The 14,931-nt window shown below is 57.6% G+C and carries 9 protein-coding genes; 4 read left to right on the plus strand and 5 right to left on the minus strand.

Annotation, left to right across the window (positions count from 1 at the left end; all coding sequences use genetic code 11):
• Nucleotides 1–191 precede the first annotated feature (191 nt).
• The 3 genes from IBT54_RS09025 to IBT54_RS09035 are packed head-to-tail and all read left to right on the plus strand — an operon-like array spanning nt 192 to nt 3,669.
• A complete protein-coding gene (locus IBT54_RS09025; RefSeq protein WP_013359756.1) occupies nt 192–839 on the plus strand; it encodes a YjbF family lipoprotein in 648 nt (215 codons plus the stop codon).
• On the plus strand, nt 836–1,579 hold the full coding sequence (locus IBT54_RS09030; protein WP_033784457.1) for a capsule biosynthesis GfcC family protein: 744 nt from the start codon (nt 836–838) through the stop codon (nt 1,577–1,579). Before IBT54_RS09025 ends, IBT54_RS09030 begins: the two co-directional genes overlap by 4 nt.
• Nucleotides 1,579–3,669 (plus strand): YjbH domain-containing protein, encoded by a 2,091-nt coding sequence (locus IBT54_RS09035; RefSeq protein WP_013359754.1) that lies wholly within the window; start codon nt 1,579–1,581, stop codon nt 3,667–3,669. Before IBT54_RS09030 ends, IBT54_RS09035 begins: the two co-directional genes overlap by 1 nt.
• A gap of 433 nt (nt 3,670–4,102) precedes the next feature.
• On the opposite strand, the gene metH is transcribed toward IBT54_RS09035, so the two are convergent.
• Nucleotides 4,103–7,786 carry a methionine synthase gene (metH, locus tag IBT54_RS09040; protein WP_201252043.1) on the minus strand — a complete coding sequence of 1,228 codons (3,684 nt, stop codon included), beginning with the start codon at nt 7,784–7,786 and terminating at the stop codon, nt 4,103–4,105.
• A 194-nt stretch (nt 7,787–7,980) separates the two neighbouring features.
• Here metH and iclR point away from each other — a divergent pair, with 194 nt between their 5' ends.
• Nucleotides 7,981–8,808: a glyoxylate bypass operon transcriptional repressor IclR gene (iclR, locus tag IBT54_RS09045; protein WP_033784456.1), complete on the plus strand. Its 828-nt coding sequence runs from the start codon at nt 7,981–7,983 to the stop codon at nt 8,806–8,808.
• On the opposite strand, the gene aceK is transcribed toward iclR, so the two are convergent.
• The 4 genes from aceK to metA all read right to left on the minus strand — a co-directional run bounded on the left by aceK (nt 8,783) and on the right by metA (nt 14,703).
• On the minus strand, nt 8,783–10,531 hold the full coding sequence (aceK, locus tag IBT54_RS09050) for a bifunctional isocitrate dehydrogenase kinase/phosphatase (RefSeq protein WP_201252035.1): 1,749 nt from the start codon (nt 10,529–10,531) through the stop codon (nt 8,783–8,785). The genes iclR and aceK overlap by 26 nt on opposite strands.
• 62 nt (nt 10,532–10,593) lie before the next feature.
• A complete protein-coding gene (gene aceA, locus IBT54_RS09055) occupies nt 10,594–11,895 on the minus strand; it encodes an isocitrate lyase (RefSeq protein ID WP_013359750.1) in 1,302 nt (433 codons plus the stop codon).
• 17 nt (nt 11,896–11,912) lie between these two features.
• Nucleotides 11,913–13,511 carry a malate synthase A gene (aceB, locus tag IBT54_RS09060; protein ID WP_107319235.1) on the minus strand — a complete coding sequence of 533 codons (1,599 nt, stop codon included), beginning with the start codon at nt 13,509–13,511 and terminating at the stop codon, nt 11,913–11,915.
• 262 nt (nt 13,512–13,773) lie between these two features.
• Nucleotides 13,774–14,703 carry a homoserine O-succinyltransferase gene (metA, locus tag IBT54_RS09065; protein WP_013359748.1) on the minus strand — a complete coding sequence of 310 codons (930 nt, stop codon included), beginning with the start codon at nt 14,701–14,703 and terminating at the stop codon, nt 13,774–13,776.
• Between the last annotated feature and the right edge of the window lie 228 nt (nt 14,704–14,931).

Below are 14,931 nucleotides of genomic sequence, written 5' to 3' on the forward strand. Positions count from 1 at the left end.
GCCCGACTCCCGTCTGATTGCTGATGTGCAGCAAACGGGCCGAGGCTGAATCACTGACTTCGTTAAGTGATGACGCTGAGCCTTGTAACCTGTATCTCTGCAGCCAGCCGTGACGGGCAGAGCACCTTTAAACATAACCACACGCCTGTGTGGTTATTTTTTACTTTGGCATGACTTATCAGGGACACACAGTGCGCCGACTTCCTCTGCTGCTCGCTTGCCTGCTGCTGCAGGCCTGTACACAAACGCAAAAAGGTCTTGAACAGACCCTGCTGCTCGCGGTTAACGGTCCGGATGACGTGACCGTCACCGATCAACAGGTCAACAATCTTCCCTATGCCAGTCTCTATGCTCGTCTGAATGACGGTCCGCGCATTTTTGTGGTGCTGGGCTACAGCGAGAAGGGGCAGCAGAAATGGGTGACGCAGGATCAGGCGATGCTGGTGACACAGCACGGCCGCCTGGTTAAAACCCTGGGCTTACCGGATAACCTGCTGAGCGTCAGCAATCTGCAACAGGATCCGCTTGCTGACAGCCTGCATATCAGCAATGGCGCAGGCTGGACCCGCATCGTGCAGTGGACCGAGCAGGGCAAGGTTCGCGGCGCGACCGTGCGTTCCACCTTCCAGCGCGGCACCGACGAAGTGCTGACCGTGGCGGGCAACCGTATCCCGTGCCGTGTCTGGCATGAGCAGGTAAGCATCGACAGCAGTAACCGCGAGTGGGAAAACACCTTCTGGATCGACAACAGCAGCGGTGATGTGGTGCAGGCCCATCAGATGCTGGCGGCCGATGCCTTCCCTGTCGATATCACTATTCTGAAGCCGGCGAAATCATGAAAAAAATCACTATTTTGCTGGCCGGGCTGAGCCTGCTCAGCGCCGCAGAAGCGCAGGCGACTGCGCAGGTTATCGTTCATGCACCGCACAACGGCGGTCAGGCTGAGCTGAGCCAGATCGCGGATCTCTCACAGCTGGTGACACTGCCTCCGCTGCAGGCCAACACGGACTGGCGCCGTACCGTTATTGCCGAGCGCGGTGCCAGCGCCGTCGCACAGCAGCAATATCAACAGACGCTGGGTGCTTTACGTGCCTGGCGTGCTGACAGCAGCGGCGATCGGGCGGCGGCTATTGATGAGGTCATCCGCCAGCTGAGCGCCATCAACGTGACAGGTCGTCAGTTCACCCCGCTTGACCCGGACTGGATCCGTCTCCATCCGGCGGACAACCGTCGGCTGGAAGGCAGCTATGACCTCTGGCTGCAGACGCCATCCGATTCAGTGCTGCTGCTCGGCGCATTAAGCGGCGCAGGCAAAGTGAGCTGGCAGCCGGGTAAATCAGTACGCGACTATCTGGAGGGTCACCCGTCACTCTCCGGCGCAGAACGCAATTTTGTCACGGTGATTTCGCCTTCCGGCGCCACACAGCAGGTGCCGGTTGCTTACTGGAATCATCGCCACGCGGAAGTGGAGCCAGGCAGCGTTATCTGGCTCGGCTTTTCCTCATGGAGCCTGCCAGGCAGCTATGAAGATCTGAACGATCGCATTCTTTCCGTACTGACTCACCGGATACCAGACTGATGAAAAAACGTTATCTCTTCAGCCTGTTGGCTGTTTCCGTGGCGGCAGCCTGTCAGGCGCAGGCCGACACCTTCCCCGCGCCGGTGGGCCCGTCACAATCTGATTTCGGTGGTGTGGGCCTGATGCAGGTGCCGACGGCGCGCATGGCCAAAGAAGGCGAGTTCAGCCTCAATGCGCGCGACAACGATCAGTACCGCTATTACTCTGCGTCACTGCAGCTCTTTCCCTGGCTGGAGACGACCGTGCGTTATACCGACGTGCGCACCCGGCAGTACAGTGCAGTGTCAGAATTCAGCGGCACGCAGAGCTATAAGGATAAAGCCTTCGACCTGAAACTGCGTCTGTGGCAGGAAGGCTTCTGGCTGCCGGAAGTGGCGGTGGGAACCCGCGATCTCGGCGGTACCGGCCTGTTTGACAGTGAATATGTGGTGGGAACCAAAGCCTGGGGACCGTTCGACTTCACCCTGGGCCTCGGCTGGGGCTATCTCGGCAACAGCGGCACTGTGAAGAACCCGTTCTGCTCCTATAGCGACAGCTATTGCCAGCGTCCACGGGTGGGCGAAGCGGGTTCCATCAATGGCTCGCAGATGTTCCACGGTCCGACAGCTTTTTTCGGCGGCGTGGAGTATCAGACGCCCTGGCAGCCGCTGCGTCTCAAGATGGAGTATGAGGGCAACGACTACCAGAATGACTTTGCTGGCCGCCTTGATCAGCGCAGCAAGCTCAACGTCGGCGCGATTTATCGTGTGACCGACTGGGCTGACATCAACGCCAGCTACGAGCGCGGCAACACCTTTATGTTTGGTGTCACCATCCGTACCAACTTCAACGATCTGCGTCAGGCGCACATCGACAGCGAGAAGCCGGCCTACAATCCGCAGCCGCAGCCTCAGTTGCTGGAACCGACGGTAGTCGGGACTCAGCTGACCGATCTGAAATACAACGCTGGTCTTGATGGTCCGCGGATTCAGACTCAGGGCCACACGTTGTATGTGTCAGGCGAGCAGACGAAGTATCGTGATACCCGTGAAGGGGTGGATCGCGCTAACCGCATCATCATGAACCACTTGCCGGACGGCATCGACACCATCAATGTGACCGAGTCGCGCTTTAACATGCCGCAGGTGACCACTGAAACGAAAGTTGCCAGTCTGCGTAACGATCTGGAAGGCTACCCGCTCGGCCACGAACAGCCGCTGCAACAGACCCGCAAAGAACCGGTCGATCCGGGTAATACCGAGCAGGGGATGTTCATCCGCCAGGATCGCCTGAACTACAGCCTGTCACCAGTGCTGAATCAGTCGGTGGGCGGCCCCGAAAGCTTCTACATGTATCAGGTTGGCGTGATGGCCAGCGCGGATTACTGGCTGACGGATCACCTGCTGGTGGGCGGCAGTCTGTTTGGTAACCTCGCCAACAACTACGATAAGTTCAACTACAACGGCGCACCGGCGGACTCTTCGCTGCCGCGCGTGCGTACCCATATCCGCGACTACGTTGAGAACAACGTCTACGTCAACGATCTGCAGGCGAACTATATGGGCCACCTCGGTAACGGCTTCTATGGTCAGGTCTACGGCGGCTATCTGGAGACGATGTACGGCGGCGTGGGCGGCGAGTTGCTTTATCGTCCGGTCGATGCGAACTGGGCGGTGGGCGTCGATGCCAACTACGTCCGTCAGCGTGACTGGGACAATATGATGCAGTTTAACCGCTACAAAGCGTCAACGGGCAACCTGACCGGTTACTGGCGTCCGTGGTTCATGCAGGATGTGCTGGTGAAAACCAGCGTCGGTCAGTATCTGGCAAAAGATAAAGGCGTGACGGTCGATGTGTCGAAGCGCTTCGACAGCGGCGTGATGGTCGGTGTTTATGCCACCAAAACCAACGTGTCGTCTGAAGAGTATGGCGAAGGCGACTTCACCAAAGGCTTCTATATCTCTATCCCGATGGATCTGTTCACCGTGACGCCAACACGCGGTCGCGCGCAGGTGAACTGGGTGCCGCTGACGCGTGATGGCGGTCAGATGCTGGGACGTAAATACCAGCTGTATGATCTGACGTCGGATCGCGACGCTCGCTTCAACTAAGCAGAGGCGGCCTCCGGGCCGCTCAACGCTGTTTACAGAAGCAGGCTCAGGGAGCAAACGCCCTGCGTAAAGACGCAAAAACGCCATCCGTGGCATGCTCAGCGCGGGCCATCTGTGGCCCGCGATGCTTTACTCCTGGCGTATGCTCCCATCGCTTTGACTTTGGCACGCGTTTCAGGAAGTCACCTGTATGCATGAGTTGGCTGACAGGCCCGGTCAGGGTGACTCTCAGCAATGAAGAAGCCTGATGCGCAGGGAACACGGGCAGAAGAGGAAAGCGTCCCGCGCCAGGGACGGCGCGGGCCGAGCGGCCAGGGACTGGCTTTAGCGCCTTTCCAATCTGACCGTGTTTCCTGTGCTGGCTCGATATTACAGCTGACCAGTACGGTGCGGCTGATCTCCCTTCAGGCGGCCCTCAGGCCGCTTTTTTTATTTAGTCCGCATCGTAGCCGAGATTGGGTGCCAGCCAGCGCTCCACCTCACTCACCGACATCCCTTTGCGTGTCGCATAATCTTCCACCTGATCACGCTGAATCTGCGCCACGGCGAAATAGCGGCTGTCAGGATGGCTGAAATACCAGCCGGACACCGCCGCACCCGGCCACATGGCAAAGGATTCGGTCAGTTTCATGCCGGTCTGCTCTTCAACCGCCAGCAGACGCCAGATGGCAGCTTTTTCAGTGTGATCCGGGCAGGCCGGATAGCCTGGCGCCGGACGTATCCCCTGATAATTTTCGCGAATCAGCTCTTCATTGCTGAGGTTTTCGTTGGGCGCAAAGCCCCAGATCACCTTACGCACCCGCTCGTGCAGGTATTCAGCAAAGGCTTCCGCCAGACGGTCCGCCAGCGCTTTGACCATGATCTTGTTGTAGTCATCGTGCTGACGATCATAGGCCTCCGCCAGCGCATCCTCTTCCAGTCCGCCGGTCACCGCGAACGCGCCAAGGTAATCCGCTTTTCCCGCTGACTTCGGGGCAACGAAGTCCGCCAGGCAGTAGTTGGCGAAGTCCGTTTTCTCGGTCTGCTGACGTAAGTGATGACTCACACACAAAATTTCATCGCGTCGCTCATCGCGGTAAACATGGATATCATCGCCAACCCGGTTAGCCGGGAAAATACCGACCACGCCACGCGGCTTCAGCAGCGACTCCTCACTTAATCTGTCGAGCATCGCACTGGCATCGGCAAACAGACGCTGCGCTTCTTCACCCACCACCTCATCTTCAAGAATGCGGGGATATTTACCCGCCAGCGACCAGGTCATAAAGAACGGCGTCCAGTCGATGTAGTTGCGTAGCGTCGCAATGCTGGCCTCCACCTGACTGACACCAGCGCGATGCGGTACCGGCGGCGTGTAGCTTTCCCAGTCAATTGAGGTGGCGTTGTGGCGCGCCGCCTGCAGCGGGACCGGCGGCGTGCGTGGCTTTTTACGCGCATGCTGGATGCGAACGGTTTCGTACTCTTTGCGCGTTCGGGCAACGAAGTCGTCTTTCAGCGTGGCGGAGAGCAGCGACGACACCACGCCGACGGTGCGTGAGGCGTTCTGCACATAGACCGTCGGGCCGCTGTAGTGCTGTTCAATTTTGACGGCAGTATGCGCCTTCGAGGTGGTCGCGCCGCCAATCAGCAGCGGTAAGGTAAAGCCCTGCCGCTCCATCTCTTTCGCCATATTGACCATCTCATCCAGCGACGGCGTAATCAGGCCAGACAGGCCGATGATGTCCGCCTTCACTTCACGCGCCGTTTTGAGGATTTTCTCGCCTGGCACCATCACGCCAAGGTCGATAATTTCGTAGTTATTACACTGCAGCACTACGCCGACGATATTCTTGCCGATGTCATGCACGTCACCTTTAACCGTGGCCAGCACGATTTTACCGTTGCTGCGCCCCGCCTCTTTGCTGGCTTCGATAAACGGCTCCAGATACGCCACCGCCTGCTTCATCACGCGCGCCGATTTCACCACCTGTGGCAGGAACATTTTGCCTTCGCCGAACAGGTCGCCGACCACGTTCATCCCGGACATCAGCGGCCCTTCAATCACCTCTATCGGACGTGGCACCTGCTGACGCGCCTCTTCGGTATCCTGCTCGATGAACTCCGTGATGCCTTTGACCAGCGAATATTCCAGCCGCTTCACCACGTCCCAGCTGCGCCACTCGGCGAGTTGCTTGTCCTGCGCACCATCACTTTTGCCGCCACGGTATTTTTCCGCCAGCGCCAGCAGCCGCTCAGTGCCATCATCCCGTCGGTTGAGGATCACATCCTCCACCGCCTCGCGCAGTTCTGCCGGTAGATCGTCATAGATGGCCAGCTGGCCTGCGTTGACGATGCCCATATCCATGCCGTTACGGATAGCATAGTAGAGAAACACCGCATGTATCGCTTCACGCACCGGGTCGTTGCCACGGAAGGAAAACGACACGTTGGAGACGCCGCCGGAGATCAGCGCATGGGGCAGTTCACACTTGATGTCTTCACAGGCACCGATGAAATCCATGGCGTAGTTGTTGTGCTCGTCGATGCCGGTGGCGACCGCAAAGATGTTGGGATCGAAAATGATATCTTCCGGCGGGAAGCCGACCTGTTCGGTCAGAATCCGGTAAGCGCGACGACAGATTTCGATTTTACGGGCGCGGGTATCTGCCTGGCCCACTTCGTCAAACGCCATGACCACCATCGCCGCGCCGTAACGCCTGACCTGGCGCGCATGATGGATAAAGGCCGCTTCCCCCTCTTTCATCGAAATCGAGTTCACAATCCCTTTGCCCTGAATGCACTGCAGCCCTTTCTCAATCACCGCCCATTTCGAGGAGTCGATCATAATCGGCACGCGGGCAATATCCGGTTCGCCCGCAATCAGATTCAGAAACCGCACCATCGCCGCTTCGGCGTCGAGCATTCCTTCATCCATATTGATGTCGATAATCTGCGCGCCGCTCTGCACCTGCTGCAGCGCCACTTCCAGCGCCTCACTGTACTTCTCTTCTTTAATCAGCCGCTTAAATTTTGCTGAGCCGGTGACGTTGGTGCGCTCACCGACGTTAACAAACAGCGACTCTGCGGTGACGTTCAGCGGCTCCAGACCGGAGAGGCGACAGGCCACCGGAATCACCGGCAACCTGCGCGGCGCAACGCCGTCAACCGCCGCGACCATGGCCGCAATATGTTGCGGCGTAGTGCCACAGCAGCCGCCAATAATGTTCAGGAAGCCCGAGGTGGCCCATTCACCAATCTGCTCCGCCATCAGTTCTGCATCGAGATCGTATTCGCCAAAGGCGTTCGGCAGTCCGGCGTTGGGATGGGCAGTGACGTAGCCCTCGGCGATGCGCGACAGCTCCGCCACATACTGACGCAGCTCATCCGGCCCCAGCGCGCAGTTCAGGCCAAAAGAGAGCGGTTCGGCATGACGCAACGAGTTGTAAAACGCTTCGGTGGTCTGGCCGGAGAGCGTCCGGCCGGACGCATCGGTGATGGTGCCGGAGATCATCAGCGGCAGTTTCACACCCAGCGCGTCCATCTCGGTCTTCACCGCATAGACAGCCGCTTTGGCATTCAGCGTATCGAACACCGTTTCGATCATGATGAGGTCAGCACCGCCCTCCACCAGCGCACGGGTCGATTCACGGTAGGCTTCCATCAGCTGATTAAAGGTGACGTTGCGATAAGCAGGATCGTTGACGTCGGGTGAGATCGAGCAGGTACGGTTGGTCGGGCCGAGCACACCCGCGACATAACGCGGGCGATCCGGCGTTTTCGCCGTCCACGCATCGGCGCAGGCGCGCGCCAGCCGGGCCGCTTCGAAATTGATCTCCGCCGACAAGCTTTCCATCTGGTAATCCGCCATCGCAATCGACGTGGCGTTGAAGGTGTTGGTTTCGAGGATATCTGCACCGGCAGCCAGATAAGCGTCGTGGATCTCGCGGATCACCGACGGTTTACTCAGCACCAGCAGATCGTTGTTGCCTTTGAGATCGCAGGGCCAGTCAGCAAAACGGCTGCCGCGATAATCCTCTTCCGCCAGTCGGTAGCTCTGGATCATGGTGCCCATGCCGCCATCCAACACCATAATGCGTTGTGCGAGCTGCTGATGTAGCACGTCGATTTTAGTGCTCACTGTTGCCCCATTCACGTCAGTCTGCTGGCGGAAAACCCTGTTTTTCATTCTGGCACAAGCCTGTCTGGCGACAAAGTAACCTCTTCTGCGACAGGTTCCAGCCATGGTCATACAGGTCTGACCAGAAAACCAGCATTTGCAAACGGTGTGATTAAAACGAAAATGATTTCCACAATGCAAAAGGAGAGACAACGATGGCAACGCCCGTTCCTGTTAAGCGCGGTAAGAAACCCCGCGGCACCCCTGTCGCCGCACCGGCGGGCGGTCAGGTTCAATCGCTGACGCGCGGCCTGACCCTACTGGAGCTGATTGCGGATTCACATGGCAGCGTGGCGCTGACCGAGCTGGCACAGCAGGCGGGCCTGCCTAACTCCACCACGCATCGCCTGCTCAGCACCATGCAACAGCAGGGCTTTGTCCGTCAGGTGGGCGATCTCGGGCTGTGGACAATTGGCGCACACGCCTTTGTGGTCGGCAGCAGTTTTCTGCAAAGCCGCAATCTGCTGGCGCTGGTCCACCCGGTGCTGCGCAGCCTGATGGAGCAGTCCGGTGAGACGGTGAATCTAGCGGTGCTGGATCTCAGCGACCACCAGGCGGTGATCATTGATCAGGTACAGTGCACCCAGCTGATGAGGATGTCTGCGCCGATTGGCGGCAAACTGCCGATGCACGCGTCAGGCGCAGGCAAAGCCTTTCTGGCGCATCTGGGTGATGAGCAGGTCACCGCCCTGCTGCATCAGAAAGGATTGCATTACTACACGCCGAAAACCCTGATGTCGCCACAGAGTCTGAAAGAGAATCTGGCGCAGGTGCGCAAAGCGGGTTTTTCGCTGGATGATGAAGAGCATGCGCTCGGACTGCGCTGTGTCGCCGCGCCCATCTATGATGAACATGGCGAGGCGTTTGCCGCTCTTTCGATTTCCGGCCCCATCGCGCGCATGACAGACGATCGGATTACGGAATTAGGTGCGCTGGTCATCCGCGAAGCGCGTCAGGTTACGCTGGCGTATAGCGGCCGTTGACCGTCTCCGCCGCATAGCAGACGCTGAAACGCTGCGTCTGCCGCCAGGCGATCACCTCCTCCACATGACCCAGGGCGAGGCGTTGCTGCTGCGCGCGCCACCAGCGGGCGTCGAATATCTCGGGATGCAGTTGCAGCAGCAAGGCACCGGTCGCGGCTTCACTGCATAAAGCATAGCGGAAGGTTTCCGGGAAGACATCGTCCGGCCCGACGCTGTACCACGGTTCGGCGCTGAGTTCATCCTCCTCATAGCGCGCCGCGGGCACCTCGCGAAAATTCAGCTCCTGCATCGGGCGGATCTCATCGTAGTCGTAGAAAATCACGCGCCCATGGCGGGTTATGCCGAAGTTTTTAAACAGCATGTCGCCAGGAAAGATGTTGGCGGCTGCCAGCTGTTTAATGGCATTACCATACTCCTCAATGGCGTGTCGTCGCTCAGCGTCGCTGGCGTGAGCCAGATAGAGATTAAGCGGCTGCATACGACGCTCAAGCCACAGATGATGGATGATCAGGCGATCGCCTTCGATATGCAGCTTCTCTGCCACGCAGGCGTGAAGTTCCGCCAGCAGCGCCGGTGAGATACGCGACAGTGGCAGCGCAAACTGCTCGAACGCCTGCGTATCCGCCATCCGTCCCACGCGATCGTGTTCTTTGACCTGCTGATAACAGGCGCGGACCTGCGCTTCCGTCACCTCTTTTTGCGGTGCGAAGCGATCCTTTATTACCTTGAACACCCAGTCAAAGCCCGGCAGCGTGAAGACCAGCATCACCATGCCGCGCACGCCAGGCGCGATCTCAAAAGCGGTGTCACTCTCTGCCAGCGCCTGAAGATATTCACGATAGCTTTCAGTTTTACCGTGCTTCTGACAGCCAATCGCCATATAGCGCTCCGCCAGGGTTTTACCGGGCAGAATCGGTTGCAGCCAGGCGACCAGCGCTGCAGGCACCGGGGCATACACCATGAAATAGGCACGGGCAAAACCAAACACAATGCTGGCGTCATTCACATCAGTCAGGCAGGTGTCGATCCACAGTTCGCCAGCTTCCGTGCGCTGGATCGGCAGCAGACAGGGAAAAATGCCTTCCGGCAGCTGCAGGCGCGCCACCAGCCAGGCGGTTTTGTTGCGATAGAAGAGTTCACTGTTGACCTCCAGCCAGCCCTGATCCAACCGGGGGAAATGCGACGCCAGATGGCGGACAATCCACCCGACATCACGCGCGCGGTGCTGCCAGGGCAGCGTCAGCGGTAAATCTCCCAGCACCTGATCCACCAATGCCTGCCAGCCCCGCTCCGGCTGATAATGGCGCGACAACGGTCGCAAAGGTGTCACCGGCGCAGTCTGGGCCTGAGAGCTGAAAATAAACAGCCGGTCCGGCTGCAGGTCGGTATGTCCATGCAACCGGCAGTAAACCGAGTTAAAGAAGCTTTCAGCAATTTCATGCCGGGGATAGCCGGGCAGCAGGCTTTGATAGTGTTCCTTGACCCGCAGCCAGAAAATCTCATCCCAGCTGGCCGCGCCATTCAGCACCCGCAGTTGATCGGCGACAAGACTGACGTGATGATCATAGAGATGAATGCGGGCCTTCATCGCATGCTGCACTGCCTGCCATTCTGCCTGCTCGAACCGCTGCTGCGCCCCGGCGGTAATATCCAGAAAACGGCCATACTGAGCATCAAAACCCTGCAGGATAGTGTGGGCGATCAGGGATTCACGTGGCGGCATAGTCAGCTCCGGTCAATGCCCGCCCGCGTGGTGCGGGCGGGGAATCCGTCATAGGAGAAGCGTCAGAACTGATGCTCTTCGGTCGAACCGGTGAGCGCGGTGACCGAAGACTTACCGCCCTGAATGATGTTGGTCACCTGATCGAAATAGCCGGTGCCCACTTCCTGCTGATGTGACGAGAAGCTGTAACCGCGATCGCGGGCGGCGAACTCAGGCTGCTGCACCTTTTCCACGTAGTGACGCATGCCTTCGCCCTGGGCATAGGCATGCGCCAGATCGAACATGTTGAACCACATGCTGTGGATGCCCGCCAGCGTGATGAACTGGAAGCGATAGCCCATGTCGCTGAGCGCCTGCTGGAACTTCGCGATGGTGCGGTCGTCGAGGTTCTTCTTCCAGTTGAACGATGGCGAGCAGTTGTAGGCCAACAGTTTGCCGGGGAAGCGCGCATGGATGGCATCGGCAAAGCGCTGCGCCATCGCCAGATCCGGCGTTGAGGTTTCACACCACAGGATGTCAGCATAAGGGGCATAAGCCAGCCCGCGACTGATCGCCTGTTCAATGCCAGCGTGTGTGCGGAAGAAGCCTTCTGCCGTCCGGTCGCCACGGATAAAGGGACGATCGTATTCATCGCAGTCTGAGGTAATCAGGTCCGCGGCGTCGGCATCGGTGCGGGCCAGCAGTACCGTTGGCACGCCCATGACATCCGCAGCCAGCCGCGCCGCCACCAGTTTCTGAATCGCTTCCTGAGTCGGTACCAGTACTTTGCCGCCCATGTGACCGCATTTTTTTACCGCCGCCAGCTGATCTTCGAAGTGAACCGCAGCCGCGCCCGCCTGAATCATCGCCTTCATCAGCTCATACGCATTGAGTACGCCGCCAAAACCGGCTTCCGCATCAGCGACAATCGGCAGAAAGAAATCGGTGTATCGGCTGTCACCCTTTTCGATACCGCTGGACCACTGAATCTGATCGGCGCGCTGAAAGGTCTGATTGATGCGCGTCACCACTTCCGGCACCGAGTTCACCGGGTAAAGCGACTGATCGGGATACATCTGCCCCGCTACGTTGGCATCCGCAGCCACCTGCCAGCCAGAAAGGTAAATTGCTTCAATGCCCGCTTTGGCCTGCTGCAGTGCCTGCCCGCCGCTGAGCGCCCCCAGACTGTTGATATACCCTTTCTTCGCTTCGCCGTTCAGCAGCGCCCATAACTTCTCCGCACCGCGCTCTGCCAGCGTACAGGCGGGCAGGACCGAGCCGCGCAGATTGACGACCTCTGCGGCGCTATAAGGACGGGTAATGCCCTCCCAGCGTGCGGTCTGCCAGAGTTGTTCCAGTTGATCGATCTGTTGAGTACGTGTCATGGCAATAGCTCCTCTGTTCAGGGGATCAGGCGGTAGCCTGGCAGGGTAAGAAAGGAAACCAGCTCGCGCTCGGTGGTGATCTGCGCCATCAGCTGCGCCGCGTCATCATAGCGACCGGCACTAAAGCGGGCTTCACCCAGCGCGTTTTGCAGCAGATGCAGCTCTTCGTTCAGCCAGCGCAGAAACAGTTCGGCCGTGACCCGCTGGCCACTGTTCAGCATTTGCTGGTGACGAATCCATTGCCAGATTGAGGTGCGTGCAATCTCAGCGGTAGCGGCATCCTCCATCAGCCCGTCAATCGGCACACAGCCGTTACCGCTGATCCAGGCTTCAAGGTATTGCAGGGCGACGCGGATGTTGGCGCGCATCCCCGCTTCGGTGCGCTCACCCTGACAGGGTGCGAGTAATTGCTCCGCCGTGATCGGGGCATCTTCTTCACGCATGACATGCAGCTGATTCGGCCGGTCGTCCAGCGCAGCATCGAAGACCGCCATAGCGGTATCTGCCAGGCCCGGATGCGCAATCCATGTGCCGTCATGCCCGTTGCCCGCCTCCCGTTGTTTATCTTCCGTCACGCGCTGCAGCACCCAGGCATTGCGCGTCGGATCTTTAGCGGGGATCAGCGCTGACATACCGCCCATCGCGAATGCTCCCCGGCGATGACAGGTTTTAATCAGCAGACGCGAGTAAGCATCCAGAAACGGCTGAGACATGGTGACGGACTGGCGATCCGGTAGTACGCGATCCGGATGCTGTTTCAGGGTTTTGATGTAGCTGAAGATGTAATCCCAGCGGCCACAGTTGAGTCCAACGATGTGATCGCGCAGATTCCACAGGATCTCATCCATCTGAAACACGGCGGGTAAGGTTTCAATCAGCACTGTTGCTTTGATCGTGCCGCGCGGCAGATCGAACTGATCCTCGCTGAAGCTGAAGATCTCACGCCACCATGCGATCTCCTGCCAGCTCTCGGTCTTAGGCAGATAGAAGTAAGGTCCGCTGCCCTTAGCCAGCAAAGGCCGGACGTTGTGGAAGAAATAGAGTGCGAAATCAAACAGCCCGCCCGGAATCGCCTCACCCTGCCAGCTGACATGTTTTTCTGACAGATGCAGGCCGCGAACCCGGCACATCAGCACCGCTGGATTAGCGCCGAGCTGATAAATTTTGCCCGTGTCGCTGGTGTAACTCAGGGTGCCCTGCACCGCTTCGCGCAGTGTCAGCTGCCCGTCAATCAGTTTTGACCACTCCGGTGACAGCGAATCCTCAAAGTCGGCCATAAAAACTTTTACGTTTGCGTTCAGGGCATTAATCACCATTTTTCGCTCGGGTGGCCCCGTGATCTCGACCCGACGATCTTCTAAGTCTGCCGGAATGGATTGAATACGCCATTCGCTGGCTCTTATGGAAGCGGTTTCCATATCGAAGTCTGGCAGATAGCCCTGGTCATATTGCTGCTGACGCTGCTGGCGATCTGATAACAGCACGTCGCGTTGCGGTGCAAAGCGCGCAACCAGCGCCTCCAGAAAAGAGACGGCCTCGAGGGTTAATAACTGCTGTTCGGCATGGTTAAAGGGCTGGCTGAAAGAGAGGGTATGGCTGATCACTGAGTCTGTCATGCTGGTTTTCTCCTGTATTCAAAGGATCGAATGCAGCGGATCCACACGGTGTTCGTTTTGTGAGCGACAGGATCAGAGCATAAGCATTTATTTTTCTAAATCAAAAACTATTTCCATTTTTGTATATAAATTATTCTATCCCGATGTTTTACATGCAATTAAAGTTATTTTTATTAAAGGAACGGATTTCATTAGCGTTTTACAGACGAAAAAAAACCGTGTTGCCTTTGGCTAACACGGTTCAGTTGATCGTCAGGTGGGACTATTCCAGCGTTGGATTCATGCGGCGCAGATCGAACGGGGTGATCTGGTAAACATAGTAGTTGAGCCAGTTCGAGAACAGCAGATTGCCGTGACTTCGCCAGGTGGCGCGCGGTGGCAGAGCCGGATTATCCTGCGGGAAGTAGTTATACGGGACTTCCGGGCTGACTCCCGCTTCATAATCGCGATGATACTCACCCGACAACGTCAGCGCATCATACTCCGGGTGACCGGTAACAAACACCAGACGTTTGTCTTTACTCGCCATCAGATAGGCGCCGGTTTGTTCCGATTCAGCAAACAGCTCAAGATCGGTGTAATCCGTTATCAGCTGAGTAGGAAAATCAGCATAGCGTGAGTGTGGCGCAAGGAAATTATCATCAAAACCCCGGGTCAGTAACGCATGGGGATGCAGAATCTGGTGCTCATAGACGCCAGACAGCTTGTTATGCCGGGTTTGCTTGGGAATGCCATACAGAATATTAAGCGCAGCCTGCACGGCCCAGCAGACAAACAGGGTGGAGGTGACGTGCTCATTGGCCCAGTGCAGTACGCGCTGAATCTGGGGCCAGTAGGCGACATCATTAAAATCAACCAGTCCCAGTGGTGCACCTGTCACGATTAAGCCATCGTAGTTGTCGTGCTGGATATCTTCAAAATTGCAGTAGAAATTGTTGAGGTGCTCAGTGGGCGTATTACGTGACTCGCGGCTGTCGATGCGCAGCAGCTGAATATCGATCTGCAAGGGCGAGTTGGAAAGCAGACGCAGAAACTGATTCTCCGTTTCGATCTTTTTCGGCATCAGATTCAGTATGAGCACTTTAAGCGGTCGGATCTCCTGAACACTGGCGCGCGACGATGTCATGACAAAGACATTTTCGTCACGCAAAAAATTCACTGCCGGTAATTCGTCGGGAACCCTGATTGGCATAGCCTGCTCACCTCTCGCAACCATATAAACGTTTAGACATCTGGATGCCCAACATTAGCCTGATCGTTGTAAGATGTCGAGGTTTCATGCAGAAAATGAAAATGTTTCAGCTTAAAGTGGCAAACAACAGACGTAAAAAAGCCCCGCACTTTCGTGCGGGGCTTCTTCACTTATTTAATGCCTGGCAGTTCCCTACTCTCGCATGGGGAGACCCCACACTACCATCGG

This window comes from Pantoea sp. S62, assembly GCF_016658625.1.
GTDB lineage: Bacteria > Pseudomonadota > Gammaproteobacteria > Enterobacterales > Enterobacteriaceae > Pantoea > Pantoea vagans.